General features: G+C 69.4%; 15 protein-coding genes and 2 pseudogenes. 6 read left to right on the top strand and 11 right to left on the bottom strand.

Translation table 11 applies throughout. From position 1 onward, the window contains the following. Positions 1–343 precede the first annotated feature (343 nt). The 3 genes and pseudogenes from ACFYSH_RS31930 to ACFYSH_RS31920 all read right to left on the bottom strand — a co-directional run. Positions 344–596, bottom strand: a pseudogene (locus ACFYSH_RS31930) (DNA-3-methyladenine glycosylase); the annotation flags it as partial. A gap of 172 nt (positions 597–768) precedes the next feature. Next, positions 769–1,380, bottom strand: coding sequence for a DNA-3-methyladenine glycosylase (locus tag ACFYSH_RS31925; protein WP_359479077.1), 612 nt, complete (start codon positions 1,378–1,380; stop codon positions 769–771). A 14-nt stretch (positions 1,381–1,394) separates the two neighbouring features. Further along, positions 1,395–1,652, bottom strand: a pseudogene (locus tag ACFYSH_RS31920) (DNA-3-methyladenine glycosylase); the annotation flags it as partial. 86 nt (positions 1,653–1,738) lie between these two features. Between ACFYSH_RS31920 and ACFYSH_RS31915 the strand changes: the two are divergent. The 3 genes from ACFYSH_RS31915 to ACFYSH_RS31905 all read left to right on the top strand — a co-directional run bounded on the left by ACFYSH_RS31915 (position 1,739) and on the right by ACFYSH_RS31905 (position 3,773). After that, positions 1,739–2,521, top strand: a complete 783-nt coding sequence (locus ACFYSH_RS31915; RefSeq protein ID WP_359479080.1) for a sporulation protein — start codon at positions 1,739–1,741, stop codon at positions 2,519–2,521. A gap of 71 nt (positions 2,522–2,592) precedes the next feature. Continuing rightward, positions 2,593–3,126: a YbhB/YbcL family Raf kinase inhibitor-like protein gene (locus tag ACFYSH_RS31910; protein ID WP_359479083.1), complete on the top strand. Its 534-nt coding sequence runs from the start codon at positions 2,593–2,595 to the stop codon at positions 3,124–3,126. Positions 3,127–3,266: 140 nt separating this feature from the next. Further along, positions 3,267–3,773 (top strand): HNH endonuclease, encoded by a 507-nt coding sequence (locus ACFYSH_RS31905; RefSeq protein WP_359479086.1) that lies wholly within the window; start codon positions 3,267–3,269, stop codon positions 3,771–3,773. A 62-nt stretch (positions 3,774–3,835) separates the two neighbouring features. On the opposite strand, the gene ACFYSH_RS31900 is transcribed toward ACFYSH_RS31905, so the two are convergent. The 4 genes from ACFYSH_RS31900 to ACFYSH_RS31885 form a co-directional block, all read right to left on the bottom strand. Then, positions 3,836–4,603, bottom strand: coding sequence for a sulfite exporter TauE/SafE family protein (locus tag ACFYSH_RS31900; RefSeq protein ID WP_359479089.1), 768 nt, complete (start codon positions 4,601–4,603; stop codon positions 3,836–3,838). Between the two features lie 84 nt (positions 4,604–4,687). Next, the gene (locus tag ACFYSH_RS31895) at positions 4,688–5,623 is read right to left on the bottom strand and encodes an SPFH domain-containing protein (RefSeq protein WP_359479092.1); all 936 of its coding nucleotides are present in this window, start codon (positions 5,621–5,623) and stop codon (positions 4,688–4,690) included. A gap of 137 nt (positions 5,624–5,760) precedes the next feature. Further along, the gene (locus ACFYSH_RS31890; RefSeq protein ID WP_359479095.1) at positions 5,761–6,189 is read right to left on the bottom strand and encodes an NfeD family protein; all 429 of its coding nucleotides are present in this window, start codon (positions 6,187–6,189) and stop codon (positions 5,761–5,763) included. 65 nt (positions 6,190–6,254) lie between these two features. Beyond that, positions 6,255–7,055: an ABC transporter ATP-binding protein gene (locus tag ACFYSH_RS31885; RefSeq protein WP_359479098.1), complete on the bottom strand. Its 801-nt coding sequence runs from the start codon at positions 7,053–7,055 to the stop codon at positions 6,255–6,257. Between the two features lie 120 nt (positions 7,056–7,175). Here ACFYSH_RS31885 and ACFYSH_RS31880 point away from each other — a divergent pair, with 120 nt between their 5' ends. Then, positions 7,176–7,955 (top strand): hypothetical protein, encoded by a 780-nt coding sequence (locus tag ACFYSH_RS31880; RefSeq protein WP_388757054.1) that lies wholly within the window; start codon positions 7,176–7,178, stop codon positions 7,953–7,955. Positions 7,956–8,031: 76 nt separating this feature from the next. On the opposite strand, the gene ACFYSH_RS31875 is transcribed toward ACFYSH_RS31880, so the two are convergent. From ACFYSH_RS31875 to ACFYSH_RS31865, 3 genes are all read right to left on the bottom strand, one after another. Beyond that, positions 8,032–8,283: a chaplin family protein gene (locus tag ACFYSH_RS31875; RefSeq protein WP_359479104.1), complete on the bottom strand. Its 252-nt coding sequence runs from the start codon at positions 8,281–8,283 to the stop codon at positions 8,032–8,034. Between the two features lie 167 nt (positions 8,284–8,450). Then, the gene (locus tag ACFYSH_RS31870) at positions 8,451–9,095 is read right to left on the bottom strand and encodes a response regulator transcription factor (protein WP_359479108.1); all 645 of its coding nucleotides are present in this window, start codon (positions 9,093–9,095) and stop codon (positions 8,451–8,453) included. Next, positions 9,088–10,233, bottom strand: a complete 1,146-nt coding sequence (locus tag ACFYSH_RS31865) for a GAF domain-containing protein (RefSeq protein WP_388757051.1) — start codon at positions 10,231–10,233, stop codon at positions 9,088–9,090. The genes ACFYSH_RS31870 and ACFYSH_RS31865 overlap by 8 nt, the downstream gene beginning before the upstream one ends. 501 nt (positions 10,234–10,734) lie before the next feature. On the opposite strand from ACFYSH_RS31865, the gene ACFYSH_RS31860 reads away from it, so the two are divergent. Then, positions 10,735–11,457 carry a transglycosylase SLT domain-containing protein gene (locus ACFYSH_RS31860; RefSeq protein ID WP_359479114.1) on the top strand — a complete coding sequence of 241 codons (723 nt, stop codon included), beginning with the start codon at positions 10,735–10,737 and terminating at the stop codon, positions 11,455–11,457. Positions 11,458–11,595: 138 nt separating this feature from the next. On the opposite strand, the gene ACFYSH_RS31855 is transcribed toward ACFYSH_RS31860, so the two are convergent. Continuing rightward, positions 11,596–14,163, bottom strand: coding sequence for an FHA domain-containing protein (locus ACFYSH_RS31855; protein ID WP_359479117.1), 2,568 nt, complete (start codon positions 14,161–14,163; stop codon positions 11,596–11,598). 279 nt (positions 14,164–14,442) lie between these two features. Between ACFYSH_RS31855 and serB the strand changes: the two genes are divergently transcribed. Further along, positions 14,443–15,699, top strand: coding sequence for a phosphoserine phosphatase SerB (gene serB, locus ACFYSH_RS31850; RefSeq protein ID WP_359479120.1), 1,257 nt, complete (start codon positions 14,443–14,445; stop codon positions 15,697–15,699). Positions 15,700–15,813 lie beyond the last annotated feature (114 nt).

Raw genomic sequence — 15,813 nt, 5'->3', positions numbered from 1 at the left:
CCGGGGCCCTCCGGGCGCTTCCCTTCGTTCTTGCGTTTCCGACTCTATCAGACTCTTTCGTGTCCGATTCCCGGCCGAAGCGGGTTCCTGCTGTTCCGCTTTCCAGTTCTTCGCTTTCGCGTTTCCCTTTCGGCGTGGTCACTACATTAGCCGATTTCCTCGGTGACTCATAATCGAGTCGATCGGGAGAATTTCGGCATGCCGAAATTGCACCCGCCAGGGGTGAATCGTAGGTAGTGGTTGGCCCTCTCACGATGCGTCGACCCGGCCCGATGGACCGCGCCAAGAACAACTGCATCCGTTCAAGCGGCTCGGACTACATTAGGGAAACGGCAGGGGCGAGTCAAGTCGCGCGGCGGCGGCGTGGCACATGGGCCCGGTGGGGGCTGACCGTGGGGTCGCCGTCGATCCAGAAGCGCCAGGGCTGGTGCGAGCCGTCGGCCGCCCACCCCTGTGCGGGGACCGCTCCGCACCTGGTCGGGATGCGGCGGGGTGCCCCGCAGGAGGGACGGCGGCCGTTGCGGGCCGTCCACCACATCGACACCGTTCAACGCGCGGTCGACGTCGAGGGCGGTCGCCAGACGCGCCGGCCCTTTAGGACGGCAAGGCAGACGCCATCGTGTCTCGCCACTACGACCGCATGTTCCGCACCCCTTGGGACCGGCCAGGAACGCGTCACTCGCCGTGCTCGCGAACGTTCACGCATCTTCTGGTCCCAACTCTTCCGCGTCGACTCACCCGCAGGCCGTGAGCAAGGCGCACAGCGACTCAGGCTCCGGCGGACGGTTTGGCTCTCGGGCTCAGCCGGTACGCCGAGACTGTTGGATCACCGGCGAGGTAGAACCGGTGTTGCCAGTCGTGGGCCTTGCTCACGCCTACCCGAGGACCAACCTGGATGAGCGCGGCAGGCACCGACTCGCCCTCGGACAACATGACTGAGGTACCTGTCAGGAGGTCTGCGCCATTGTGTTCCGCCGTGATGCCGAGCGCCTGACAGAAGTTCCCCGGACCTCGGGCAAGCCGTGGGCTCTCGACCCTCTCCCCTCGTCGCTTGCGTGCCAGGTCTTCCCCCTCGATGACCCTGCCTGCCCGGATGAGGACAGCCGAGGCGATGCCGTCCGTCCCGGTGACGACGTTGGCGCACCAGTGGAGACCGTGGGACCGGTAGACGTACAGGTGTCCTGCGGGTCCGAACATGACAGCGTTACGGGGCGTCCGGCCTCGGTAGGCGTGGGAAGCCGGGTCAGCCGAACCGGAGTACGCCTCGGTCTCCGTGATGGTGATACTCACGGTCCCCTCGGAGGTCTTGCAAACGAGGACGCTCCCAAGCAGCTTGGGGGCGACCTCTTCGGCAGGGTGGGCGAGGAGGCCAACGTTCACGCTGACCGCCTTGACATGCCGTAGGTGAAGTAGACGTGCGAGTGACCCGGCGGCCCGAACATCACGCTGTTGCGGGCTGGGCGACCACGGAAGGCGTGGGAACCCGGATCGATCTCGCCCGCGTACGCCTCCACCTCCGTCAGACGCAGCTCGATGGTGCCCTCGTCGGTGGTCCGGACGAGGGTGCGGCCCAGGAGATCGGGTGCCACGTCCAGGACGGGCCTGTCGAAGAAGTCCCGCGTCAGCGGCGTACGGTCGGTGCCCTCGTTCATGGCGTCCGAGGGTACTGGGCTCGGCGCGACGGGAACCGGCTACGGTCGTGGCGCGTATGTAGAGGGCAGGACCTAGGAGGAAAAACATGGGCTTCAAGCGGCTTCTCGCGAGCATGGGTGCCGGCGGTGCTTCGGTCGAGACCGAACTCACCGAACTCAATGTCGTCCCCGGCGGGGTCGTCCAGGGCGAGGTCCGGATCCAGGGCGGATCCGTGGACCAGCAGATCGAGGCTCTCTCGGTCGGACTGCAGGCGCGGGTCGAGGTCGAGGGTGGGGACCAGGAGACCAAGCAGGACATCGAGTTCACCAAGCTGCGCCTGGGTGGTGCCTTCGAGGTGCAGGCGGGCGCGGTACACGTCGTGCCGTTCGGGCTGGAAATTCCCTGGGAGACGCCGATCACCATGTTCGCCGGGCAGCAGCTGCGCGGCATGAACATCGGGGTGACCACCGAGCTGGAGATCGCCCGCGCGGTGGACTCGGGTGACCTGGACCCGATCAACGTGCACCCGCTGCCCGCGCAGCAGGCCATCCTGGACGCCTTCGGGCAGCTGGGCTTCGGCTTCCGCAGCGCCGACATGGAGCGCGGACACATTCGCGGCACCCGCCAGCGGCTGCCCTTCTACCAGGAGATCGAGTTCGTCCCGCCGCAGCAGTACCGGGGCCTGAACCAGGTCGAGCTGACGTTCGTCGCGGACGACCACGAGATGGACGTCATCCTGGAGATGGACAAGAAGCCGGGCCTCTTCAGCGAGGGCAGCGACTCCTACCGCGCGTTCAAGGTGGGTCTCACGGACTTCCAGGGCACGGACTGGGCCGCCTACCTCAACCAGTGGCTCGCCCAGGTCGGCGGCCAGCGCAACTGGCTCTGACACCCCTCGGGCCAGGTCGTCGTTAGGGTCGGTGGGAAGACACCCCACAGCCGATCAGGAGAGGTGCTGACGTGACCGAGCCGAAGAGGGCGCCGCTGCCGCACGACTTCCACCCCGAGGTCCCCCCGTTCACCGTGGTGAGCGAGGACCTCGCGCCGGACGCCGTACTGGCGGACGCCCAGGTGTTCGCGGCGGGCAACACCTCGCCGCAGCTGCGGTGGGAGGGCTTCCCCGAGGAGACGAAGAGCTTCGCCGTGACGTGCTTCGACCCCGACGCCCCTACGGGCAGCGGGTTCTGGCACTGGGTGCTCTTCGACATCCCCGCGTCCGTCACGGAGCTTCCCGCGGGTGCGGGCAGCGGAGCGTTCGAGGGACTGCCCGAGGGTGCCGTCCAGGCGCGCAACGACTACGGGGCGAAGGAATTCGGCGGTGCCGCGCCCCCGGCCGGGGAGAACCACCGCTACGTCTTCACCGTGTACGCGGTCGACACCGAGCATCTCGGCCCGGACAGCGACGCCTCGCCCGCCGTCGTCGGATTCAACCTGCGGTTCCACACGCTGGGCCGCGCCCAGCTGATCGGGGAGTACGCCGCCCCCGAAAGCTGAAGGTTCGCCTGCCGTTTGCCCTGCCCTGGTCTTGGAGAGATCAGGGCAGGGCACTTTTATTGCGTTGTCCGTCACGGCTCACCCGGACAGAGTTGATCCGGGCCCGCCGACAGACGGGCGGCACAGGGGAGGTGGGCAGGATGCGGGACACACTGGTGCTCAACGCGAGCTTCGAGCCGCTGTCGACGGTGACGCTCAACCGCGCGGTGGTTCTGATCCTGCAGGACAAGGCCGTCGTCGAGCAGTCGCATCCCGGCCTCCGTATGCGTGGCGCCGCCGTGGACATTCCGGTGCCGCGGGTGATCAGGCTCTGCCGGTACGTACGGGTGCCGTTCCGAAGACACGCGCCCTGGTCCAGGAGGGGCGTACTCATACGGGACCAGCACCGGTGCGCGTACTGCGGGCGGCGGGCGAGCACCGTGGACCACGTGGTGCCGCGGGCCCAGGGGGGCCAGGACACCTGGCTGAACACCGTGGCCTCGTGTGCGGAGGACAACCACCGCAAGGCGGCCAGGACGCCGGAGCAGGCGGACATGCCGCTGCTGCGCCAGCCGTTCGTTCCGTCGCCGGCGGACGCGATGCTGCTCGCGCTGGGGGCCGGCGACCGGTCGGCGCTGCCGGAGTGGCTGGCCCGCTCCGCGGCGTGACGTCAGGGACGTGGGCGGAAGCCCGCTCCCCGTACGTACCGGAGGGGGCGGGCTTCCTGCCTTCAGCGCAGCAGCAGCTGGATGATGGCCGCGGTGCCGACGACGACGATCAGGGCGCGTAGGAAGCCGGGGCTGAGCCGGCGGCCGACCTTGGCGCCTATCTGGCCGCCGATCGCGGAGCCCACCGCGATGAGCACGACGGCCGTCCAGTCGAAGTCCGCGACGAAGAGGAAGAAGAGCGCGGCGACGCTGTTCACGACGGCGGCGAGGACGTTCTTGACGGCGTTGAGACGCTGCATCGTGTCGTCGAGCAGCATGCCCATCAGGGAGAGGTAGATGATGCCCTGGGCCGCCGTGAAGTAGCCGCCGTAGACGCTGGCGAGCATCAGGCCGGTGAACAGGAGGGGCCCGCCGTCGGGTCGGGCGGGGGTGCCGGTGCGGTCGCGGCGCCGTTGGACCGCTCTGCTGATGCGGGGCTGCAGGATGACCAGCACCAGCGCGAGGGCCACGAGGACGGGGACGATCGTCTCGAACGCCGTGGAGGGCAGGGCGAGGAGGAGGGTGGCCCCGGCGAGTCCGCCGATCAGTGCGCCGACGCTCAGCTTCAGTATGCGGGGGCGCTGGCCTGCGAGTTCCTTGCGGTAACCGATGGCTCCGCTGATGGATCCCGGGATCAGGCCGAGCGCGTTGGACACGGTGGCGGTGACCGGTGGCAGGCCGGTGGCGAGGAGTACGGGAAAGGTGATCAGCGTGCCGGAGCCGACGATGGTGTTGATCGTGCCCGCGCCGACCCCGGCCGCGAAGACCGCGAGAATCTCCCAGATGGACAAGGCCATCTCCTTCGATGGTCAGTGACGCCTCCCCGCCATCAAGGTCGAGGGGCCTCACTGATCATGCACGAAGGCGTGTGCCGGTCAGTCGACCGGGGGCTGCTCCCGGCGTTCCACGTTGTTGCCGGTGTTGAAGCCGGGGGCTCCGCCGCCGAGGTTACCGAAGGCGCCGCTGAGGCCCTTGAGCGCGTCGCCGATCTCGCTGGGCACGATCCAGAGCTTGTTGGCGTCGCCCTCGGCGATCTTGGGGAGCATCTGGAGGTACTGGTACGAGAGGAGCTTCTGGTCCGGGTCACCGGCGTGGATGGACTCGAAGACCGTGCGGATGGCCTGGGCCTCGCCCTCGGCGCGCAGCGCGGACGCCTTGGCCTCACCCTCGGCGCGCAGGATCGCGGACTGCTTCTCACCCTCGGCCGTGAGGATCGCGGACTGCCGGATGCCTTCCGCGGTGAGGATGGCGGCGCGCTTGTCGCGGTCGGCGCGCATCTGCTTCTCCATCGAGTCCTGGATGGAGGTGGGCGGCTCGATGGCCTTGAGCTCGACGCGGTTGACGCGGATGCCCCACTTGCCGGTGGCCTCGTCGAGGACTCCGCGCAGCGCGGCGTTGATCTCCTCGCGGGAGGTCAGGGTCCGCTCGAGGTCCATGCCGCCGATGATGTTCCGCAGCGTGGTGACGGTGAGCTGCTCGATCGCCTGGATGTAGCTGGCGACCTCGTAGGTGGCGGCGCGGGCGTCGGTCACCTGGTAGTAGATAACGGTGTCGATGTTGACGACGAGGTTGTCCTGCGTGATCACCGGCTGCGGCGGGAAGGGGACGACCTGTTCGCGGAGGTCGATCCGGTTGCGGATCGAGTCGATGAACGGGACGACGATGTTCAGCCCGGCGTTGAGGGTGCGGGTGTAGCGGCCGAAGCGCTCCACGATGGCGGCACTGGCCTGCGGGATGACCTGGATCGTCTTGATCAGGGCGATGAAGACGAGCACCACCAGAATGATCAGGACGATGATGATCGGTTGCATCGTGTGCCTCGTGCCCTTCGGTTGCCGGCGGATCGCGGTGATCGAGGTCGAACTGCCATGGCGTTCATGGCCGTTGCGGTCTCATGATGATCGACTTCGAGTGTGTCAGACTGCGGGCTGCCCCGTGACCGGTTCGCTCACATGACCACGGCCGTCGCGCCGTCGATGTCCACGACGTCCACCTGTAGGCCGGGTTCGAAGGTCTGGTCGCCGTCGAGCGCGCGGGCGGACCAGACCTCGCCGGCGAGCTTGATGCGTCCACCGTAGCCGTCCACTCGTTCCAGCACGACGGCCTGACGGCCCTTCAACGCGTCGATGCCGGTGGCCTCCCCGGGCCGGCTCGAGCGATGTCTGGCCGCGATCGGGCGGACGACGGCGATCAGTGCCACCGACACCACGACGAAGACCAGGACTTGAGCGACGATGCCGCCGCCGAGGGCCGCGACGACCGCGGCGGCCACCGCCCCGACGGCGAACATCCCGAATTCGGGCATCGCGGTCAGGACGAGGGGAATGCCCAGTCCCACCGCTCCGATCAGCCACCACACCCACGCATCGATGTCCACGGGGTCATCGTAGGACCGTGTGTGCGCTCCCGACAGGGCGCCGGAGAGGTTTGGCCGTGGTGCGACTACCCGCCGAGGGGCAGTCCGCGAGCGGTGTAGCGGTCGCCGTGGTGCTCGACGACGAGCGGCAGGCCGAAGCAGAGGGAGAGATTGCGGGAGCTCAGCTCGGTCTCCATGGGACCGGCGGCGAGCACCTTGCCCTGACGGATCATCAGGACATGGGTGAAACCGGGCGCGATCTCCTCGACGTGGTGGGTGACCATGACCATGGAGGGGGCGTACGGGTCGCGGGCCAGCCTGCCGAGTCGGCGGACCAGGTCCTCGCGTCCGCCGAGATCGAGCCCGGCGGCGGGCTCGTCGAGAAGGAGCAGCTCGGGGTCGGTCATCATCGCGCGGGCGATGAGGGTGCGCTTACGCTCTCCCTCGGAGAGCGTGCCGAACTTGCGGTCGAGGAACTCGGTCATACCGAGTCGGTCGAGGAAGGCGCGGGCGCGCTCCTCGTCGACGGCTTCGTAGTCCTCGTGCCAGGTGGCGGTCATGCCGTATGCGGCGGTGAGCACCGTCTGCAGCACGGTCTGGCGCTTGGGGAGCTTTTCGGCCATGGCCACGCCGGCGATACCGATCCGGGGGCGGAGCTCGAAGACGTCGGTGCCGACCCCGCCGAGCCGCTCACCGAGGACCTGGGCCGTGCCCGTGCTCGGGAAGAGGTAGCTGGAGGCGATGTTGAGGAGGGTGGTCTTGCCGGCGCCGTTCGGGCCGAGGATGACCCAGCGCTCCCCCTCCTTGACCGACCAGGAGACGTCGTCCACCAGAGCGCGTCCGTCGCGGACCACGGATACGTCCACCAGCTCCAGTACATCGCTCATGGCGCGTTGTCTCCCCATACAGTGTCGAGATCGTCGCGTGCCTGTGGGCACAGCTCCCAGGGAAAACCTACGCCACCCGGGGAGTGCTCAGGTCCTGGGGCCGTTCCCTAGGCTGTTCCCATGCTTTCGGAACCACGCTCAGGGCGGCTTACCGCATGGGGAAACGCGCTTTTGGCCGGACATGTGTCACCGGACGACGCGGCGCTCGCGATCGTCGGCGAGGACGCGGTGCACCGCGTCGAGGGGCTGCCGGGTGAGGCGGGGCACGTCGGGCTCACGCTGGCGCTCGGCCGGCTGAGGGGGCTTGGTGCGACCGGTTTCCGGGTCGCGCTGCCGGTGCCCGGGCATCCGCTGGGGCTCAGCGGGCCGCCGGAGTTCAACGCCCGGGCGCTGGAGGCGGAGGAGGCGGTGGTCATCTCCGGCGCGCCGTACGGGCTGGTGCCGGAGGTGAGTGAGGCGGGGCCCTCCGGGGATCTGCATGTCGAGGTCCTCTGGCGCTGCCTGGCGGTCCGGGAGGCGCCGCCTGCCGATGTGCCGTCGCTGGGTGAGGCGGAGAGGGAGCTCGCCGAGGCGTTGCGGGACGCGACGGCGGTGTTGTCGCGGCTGGACGTCGCCGGGTCCGGGCCGGTCGCGGAGGCCGCGGTGGATGCCTACCGGGCGCGGTCGGAGCGGGGACGGGAGGTGCTGGCTCCGGGCTACCCGCCGAGGGCGGTCCGGGTGCTGGAGCTGGCTCAGCGGGTGGGGCTGCTGGTGTCGGTGGCCCATGAGAACGGGCACGGCGGTGCGGTGAGCGCTTCCGAGATCGCAGCCCGGAGCGAGGCGCTGCGGCCGGTGGAGCGGGTGGCCCGGCGGGCGCAGGTCGCGGCCTACAACGCGTACCTGGAGGAGCGGGGGCGGTAATACTCCTCCCCGGCTGGCGCCCCGGCCGCCGGAGGGCTCGGGTGAGCCCCTCCGGCGGCGAGGTGCGAAGCGTCGGTCAGCCGTTCACGCCGGTGTTCCCGAAGGCCGGGTTGAGCAGGCCCACCACGTCGACCGTGTTGCCGACCACGTTCACCGGGACGTGCACCGGTACCTGGACGACGTTGCCCGAGGCGACGCCCGGGGAGCCGACGGCCGTGCCGTGGGCTCCGGCGCCACCGTGTCCCGTGGCGGAGGCCGCTCCGGCACCGGCGGCGATGATCCCGCCCGCGATCATGGTGACGGCTGCGGCCTTCTTCAGGTTCTTCACTTCTGGATCCTCCTCGCGTCGCTGCGACCGACCGCCGCAGCACGCATGGAGAACGCCGGTACGCCGACGAGGATGCGCCGTACGGGTGACATACACCCGACAGTATGAATCTCGGACTGGAGTGAACTCGTCCGCTTGTCCGACCGGACCCCGTCCGGCAGCGGCCGTCAGCCTGCCGCTCCGTGCCGTACGGCCCACAGCGCGGCCTGGGTCCTGTCCGACAGGTCGAGCTTCATCAGGATGTTCGAGACATGCGTCTTCACGGTCTTCTCCGACAGGACCAGCGCACGGGCGATCTCCCGGTTGGACCGGCCGTCGGCGATCAGTCCGAGCACTTCCCGCTCCCGTTCGGTGAGGGTGCCGCCCCGCCCCGTGCCGTTGCCCGTGTCGTCCTGGGCCAGCAGCGCGCCGGCGACTTCCGGCTGGAGCAGGATGTGGCCGGCGTGGACCGAGCGGATGGCTCCGGCCAGGGCGTCCGGATCGACGTCCTTGTAGACGTATCCCGATGCGCCCGCCCGCAGGGCGGGCACGACCGTGCGCTGTTCGGTGAAGCTGGTGACGATCAGGACCTTGGCCGGGTTCTCCAGCTCCCTGAGCCTGCGCAGCGCCTCGATGCCGTCCGTGCCCGGCATCTTGATGTCCATGAGGACCACGTCGGGCCGCAGCTCCTCGGTCCTGGCGACGCCCTCGGCACCGTCGGACGCCTCACCGACGACCTCTATGTCGTCCTGGACCTCGAGGAACGTGCGCAGTCCCCGGCGGACCACCTGGTGGTCGTCGACCAGGAGCACTTGGATGATCTTGTCAGTCACAGGGGACCTCCATCTGGACGGTGGTGCCCTCACCGGGCTCCGAAGCGACGGTGAGCCGACCTCCGACACCACCGGCCCGGTGCCGCATGGACACGAGGCCCAGGTGCCGTCCGGCGCGCCGCACGGCATGGGTGTCGAAGCCACCGCCGTCGTCGGTGATGCGCAGCACCGTCGCGGTGGTCCGCCGGGTGAGCGTGACGGTGACCTGTCCGGCTCCCGAGTGGCGCAGGGCGTTGTGCAGGGCTTCCTGGGCGACCCGGAGCATCGCCTCCTCCTGGGCGGCGGGCAGCGCCCGCACCCCGGCGCTCTCGAAGGTGACCCTGGCGCTGTGGGCGCGGTCCAGGACCTGGATCTGCGTACGGAGGGTGGCGACCAGGCCGTCCTCGTCCAGGGCGGCGGGACGCAGCTCGACAACCGCCGCGCGCAGCTCGTCCACCGCTTCGCCGGCCAGGTCGGCGACCTGCTGGAGCTCCCCCTTGGCGCGTACCGGGTCACGGTCGACGAGAGCCGCGGCGGCCTGGGCGGTGAGCCGGAGCGAGAAGAGCTTCTGGCTGACGGCGTCGTGCAGCTCGTGGGCGAGCCGTGAGCGCTCCTCGGAGATGGTGAGCTCACGGCTGCGCTCGTAGAGCCGGGCGTTGGTGAGGGCGATGGCCGCGTGCTGGGCGAGGATCCCGAGGAGCTCCTCGTCCTCCTCCGTGAAGTCGCAGCCGCCCGTCGGCCTCGGACAGCGCTTGTTGGCGAGGAAGAGCGCACCGATGGTCTCGTCGCCGTCCTGGATGGGCAGGCCGAGGAAGTCGGACATGTCGGGGTGGGCGTCGGGCCACCCCTCGAACCGGGGGTCCTCCCGGACGTCGGCGAGCCGCTGGGGCTTCGCCTCCTGCAGCATCGCCGCGAGGATGCCGTGCTGGCGGGGCAGCGGTCCGATGGCCTTCCACTGTTCGTCGCTGACTCCGTCGACGACGAACTGGGCGAAGCCGCCGTGATCGTCCGGTACGCCGAGGGCGGCGTACTCGGCGTCCAGCAGTTCGCGTGCGGAGGCCACGATCGTCTTGAGGACGTCCCTCATCTCGAGGTGCCGGCTCATGGCGAGCAACGCGGCGCTGACCGCGGCGAGGCCCGACGGTGGGCGATGGCTCATGTGCTCACCGTACCGGCGGGGGTATCGCCGCCGGATCGGGCTGGGGGCCTCCGGGGCATGGGGCCTGAGTCCTAGGCCGAGCGCCGTACGCGGCGGCCGTCGGAAGCAGGAGGGCGCGGGAGGGCGGGGAAGCGCCGGGCCCTGCTGCCGCCGGTACGGGCGAGGGCCGCACCGCCCTCCCCTGCCCGGAAAACCCCTCACGCTCCGCATCGCAGGAGCAACTTTTCGTGAGCCCGGGGGGTGTCGCGTGTGAGCCCAGGCATAGGACTCACGTCACTTACGAAGAGGGATAGTCGACTCAAAACGGGCAACATGCCACGAGCCAAAACGGACAAGGGGGTATGAACGAGACCCCCATCCACTACCCGGCTTCGTACGTCACACCTTTGCCAGGCCATTTTGCTGGCGCTAAGAATTGCATCTGTCCCCGACGGAGATGCCCCCGGCTCTTCCGTCCGCGTCCTCGCCGAGGACCCCTGCTATTCGAAGAGGTACGACTGTATGTCCGTGTCCCGCATCTCCAGCCGTAGCCGTCGCCTGAACAAGGCGCAGAAGCTCTCCGTCGCGGGGGTATCCACCCTGGCAGCCGCCGCTCTCGCCTTCTCGCTCGTCCCCCAGGACGCCTCGGCCACGACCGAGCCGCAGGCCGCCTCGGCTGCCGCGCCGGTGGCCTTCACCGGCTCGCAGACAAAGAGCGTCCAGGCCAGTGTCATCGAGCAGAACTCGACGGCCGAGCAGCTCGTGAAGGCTGCCGACGCCGCCAAGGCCAAGGAGGCCGACGCGCAGAAGAAGGCCGCCGCCAAGGCGGAGGCGAAGGCCGAGGCCGCCGCGAAGGCCAAGGCCGACGCGAAGAAGCGTGCGGCCAAGAAGGCCAGCCGTGCGGCCGACCGCAAGCCGGTCTACGCCAACAACCTGGACGGCTGGATCCGTGAGGCCCTCGCCATCATGGACAAGAAGGACATCCCCGGTACGTACGAGGGCCTGCACCGCAACATCATCCGTGAGTCCAGCGGTAACCCGCGCGCCATCAACGACTGGGACATCAACGCGATCAACGGCGTCCCGTCGAAGGGCCTGCTGCAGGTCATCAAGCCGACGTTCGACTTCTACCACGTCAAGGGCACCAAGCACGACCAGTACGACCCGGTCGCCAACATCACCGCGGCCGCCAACTACGCCGCGGACAAGTACGGCTCGATCGACAACGTCGACAGCGCGTACTGAGCCACGCACCGAGCAGAACCTGGCAGAGCCGACCTGCCGGTCCGCAGCGTCGCGTGACCGGCCGGCACATGCCGAAGGGCGGCACCCCGCGGGGTGCCGCCCTCGGGCGTTTCCGGGGCCGGTACGGGACCGGCGACGTTACTTGCGCATCACCTCGGGCTCATGGCGGCGCAGCAACCGCGAGACGACGGCGAAGAGGACCGCGGCCATGACCAGCAGCACCGCGATGTTCACCCCCCACTGGCCGGCCGAGCTCTCCCAGAGCGGGTCCAGGTCGGTCGGGTTGTCCGTGTCCCACGGAGGCATCAGGTGGGCGAGGTCCAGCGTGGACCCGGCCGCGGCGACCGCCCAGCGCGAAGGCATCAGCCAGGCGAACTGCTCGAGGCCCGGCGATCCGTAGAGCTGGAAGAGCACCCCGGTGAAGACCACCTGGACGATGGCGAACATGACGAGCAGCGGCATGGTCTTCTCGGCGGTCTTCACCAGCGCGGAGATCATCAGTCCGACCATCATCGAGGTGAAGCCGAGCGCGATGATCGCCAGACAGACCTCCGCGGCCGGGGACATGAACAGTCCCTCGTCGGGCAGCTTCCGCGCGGACAGGCCGATGCCGCAGATGATCACGCCCTGGAGGGCTGTGATCACACCGAGGACGATCACCTTGGACGTCAGGTAGGCGGAACGGGAGAGGCCGGTGGCCCGTTCCCGCTCGTAGATGACCCGCTCCTTGATCAGTTCCCGTACGGAGTTGGCCGAACCGGCGAAGCACATACCGACCGCGAGGATGAGCAGGATGGTCCCGGCCTTGCTGTTGAACCGCTTGTTGGGTACATCGGGTGCGGCCAGTCCGAACTCCGCCGGGATGACCACACTGACGACGCCGAGCACCGCCGGCAGGATCACCATCAGGGCGAGGAACCCCTTGTCGGACACGATCACCGAGATGTACCGGCGCATCAGCGTCAGCAGCTGCGCCGTCCAGCCCTGCGGCTTCGGCGGGCGGATCCGCTGCGCCGTCGGGGCCTGTGCGGGCTGGGCGGCGACGGCATCGAGGTCAGCGGCGTACATCTGGTAGTGCTGGGAGCCGTGCCAGCGTCCCGCCCAGTCGTAGTCGCGGTAGTTCTCGAACGCGGAGAACACATCGGCCCAGCTCGTGTAGCCGAAGAAGTTCAGTGCCTCCTCGGGCGGGCCGAAGTAGGCGACGGAACCGCCGGGCGCCATCACCAGGAGCTTGTCGCAGATGGCCAGCTCGGCCACGGAGTGCGTGACCACCAGGACCGTACGGCCGTCGTCGGCGAGACCGCGCAGCAGCTGCATGACGTCTCGGTCCATACCGGGGTCGAGACCCGAGGTCGGCTCGTCCAGGAAGATCAGCGACGGCTTGGTCAGCAGCTCCAGGGCGACCGACACGCGCTTGCGCTGGCCACCGGAGAGCGAGGTGACCTTCTTGTCCTTGTGGATGTCGAGCTTGAGCTCGGCGAGGACCTCGTGGATCCGTGCGGTGCGCTCGGCCTCGGTGGTGTCCGCGGGGAAGCGGAGCTTGGCCGCGTACCTGAGGGCCTTGGTGACCGTGAGTTCCTTGTGCAGGATGTCGTCCTGCGGGACCAGGCCGATGCGCTGGCGCAGCTCGGCGAACTGCTTGTACAGGTTCCGGTTGTCGTAGAGGACGTCGCCCTGGTTGGCGGGCCGGTAGCCGGTGAGCGCCTTGAGCAGGGTGGACTTGCCTGAGCCGGACGGGCCGATGACCGCGACCAGCGACTTCTCAGGGACGCCGAACGAGACGTCCTTGAGGATGTCCTTGCCGCCGTCGACCGTGACGGTGAGATGCCGGGCCGAGAAGGAGACCTCACCGGTGTCGACGAACTCCTCGAGCCGGTCACCGACCAGCCGGAAGGTCGAGTGACCGACACCGACGATGTCGTTCGGACCGATGAGAGCGGTGCCGGACTTGCTGAGCGGCTGGCCGTTGACATACGTGCCGTTGTGCGAACCGAGGTCACGGATCTCGAAGCGGCCGTCGGGCGCCGCCCGGAATTCGGCGTGCAGGCGTGAGACCTGAAGGTCGGAGACGACCAGCTCGTTCTCCAGCGCACGGCCGATGCGCATGACGCGGCCGAGGTCCAGCTGGTGGAACGTGGTGGGGCTGCGGTCGCCGTAGACCGGCGGCGCTCCCGCCGCGCCACCGGGACCGCCCGCTCCGTGACCCTGCTGGTGCGGGACCTTGGGCTGCTGCGCCTGGGGCGCCTGCTGCCAGGCCTGGTGCTGAGCAGCACCGCCACCTGCCCAGCCGACGGCGCCCTGGGGCTGCTGCTGGGGCTGCTGCACCGGGGCCTGCTGCTGCACGGGAGGTACGGGAGCGTTCTGCGCTCCCGCCGCCGGCCCGCCATGCGCTCCGGCGCCCGCCCCGGCGGTCAGGCTCAGCCGCGGCCCGTCGTTGGCGTTGCCGAGGTGGACCGAGGTTCCCGGGGCGATCTCCATCTGCTGGATACGCCGGCCCTGCACATAGGTGCCGTTCGTGCTGCCGTGGTCCTCGATGGACCAGCCGCGGCCGTTCCAGCTGATCGTGGCATGCCGCCACGACACTCTGGCGTCGTCGATCATCAGGTCGCCCTGCGGATCACGTCCGAGGGTGTACGACCTGGACGGATCGAGCGCCCAGGTCCTGCCATTCAATTCCAGTACGAGTTCCGGCACTCCGCGCCCCACTAGTTGTCCCCCGAGTCGCCCCCGTCGCAGGAGGCTTAGGGATGCTGAACATCGTGGGGAACTATTCCAGGAGCGGTCCAGTATCGGAAAGCCGGGCGGCGTGAAGACGGTACGGAAGCTCTGCGTCCCCTTCCACGACTCGGGAGGAATGGGACCGGAGCATCCCATCCGAGGCGCCCGGCTCCCGGGCCGGCAGTCCCGACGGAACCCGGCCGGCTGCTGTCCGCCACTCGGGACGGCTTCTGGGCCCGCCCTGCGGCCCTATACGGTGGGAGCACCATGAGCGCATCTCAGCCACCTCGGTCACCCCGGTCTCCTGAGCTTCCCGAGTCCCCTCGGGGCACGGACGACCCCACACTTCTCGTCAAGATCTTCGGGAAGGACCGGCCCGGTATCACCGCCGGACTTTTCGACACCCTCGCCGCCTACGCCGTCGACGTCGTGGACATCGAGCAGGTCGTCACCCGTGGCCGCATCGTCCTGTGCGCCCTGGTGACCTCACCGGCCCCGGGCGGCACGACCGAGGGCGACCTCCGGGCGACCGTGCACAGCTGGGCGCAATCCCTGAAGCTGCAGGCCGAGATCATCTCGGGCACGGGCGACAACCGCCCGCGTGGCTACGGCCGTTCCCATGTGACCGTGCTGGGGCACCCGCTGACCGCGGAGTCCACGGCTGCCATAGCGGCCAGGATCACCTCGACCGGCGGCAACATCGACCGGATCTTCCGCCTGGCGAAGTATCCGGTCACCGCCGTCGAGTTCGCGGTGTCCGGCACCGGCACCGAGGAGCTGCGGACCGCGCTGGCGACGGAGGCCGCCGGCATCGGCGTCGACATCGCCGTCGTGTCGGCCGGGCTGAGCCGCCGGGCGCAGCGGCTGGTCGTCATGGACGTGGACTCGACACTCATCCAGGACGAGGTCATCGAGCTCTTCGCGGCCCATGCCGGCTGCGAGAGCGAGGTCGCCGCGGTGACCGAGCAGGCGATGCGCGGTGAGCTCGACTTCGAGCAGTCCCTGCACGCGCGCGTCGCGCTGCTGGCCGGGCTCGACGTCTCGGTGGTGGAGAAGGTGCGGGCGGAGGTCCGGCTGACTCCCGGTGCCCGGACGCTGATCCGGACGCTGAAGCGGCTCGGCTACCAAGTGGGCGTGGTCTCGGGGGGCTTCACGCAGGTCACGGACGACCTCAAGGAGCGCCTGGGGCTCGACTTCGCCTCCGCCAACACGCTGGAGGTCGTCGACGGCAAGCTCACCGGCCGGGTGGTGGGCGACATCGTGGACCGGGCGGGCAAGGCCCGGCTGCTGCGCAGCTTCGCGGAGCAGGCGGGAGTGCCGCTGGCGCAGACGGTGGCGATCGGTGACGGCGCGAACGACCTGGACATGCTGAACACCGCGGGCCTGGGTGTCGCCTTCAACGCCAAGCCCGTCGTCCGTCAGGCCGCCCACACGGCGGTGAACGTCCCGTTCCTGGACACCGTGCTGTATCTGCTCGGGATCACCCGCGAAGAGGTCGAGGCCGCCGACGGCCTGGTGGACTGAGCCCGCGCGGGGCACGTACGACGTATGAGGGGGCGGGGGGCCCCCCCCGGGGGGGGGCGGCCCCCCCAACCGCGGGGGGGCGGCGGTGGGGGGGCCCGGCAGCGACCCGGTGTC

It is taken from the genome of Streptomyces sp. NPDC005791 (genome assembly GCF_042871485.1).
In the GTDB taxonomy this organism is placed as follows: domain Bacteria; phylum Actinomycetota; class Actinomycetes; order Streptomycetales; family Streptomycetaceae; genus Streptomyces.
This window is presented reverse-complemented; position numbering and strand designations above follow the sequence as displayed.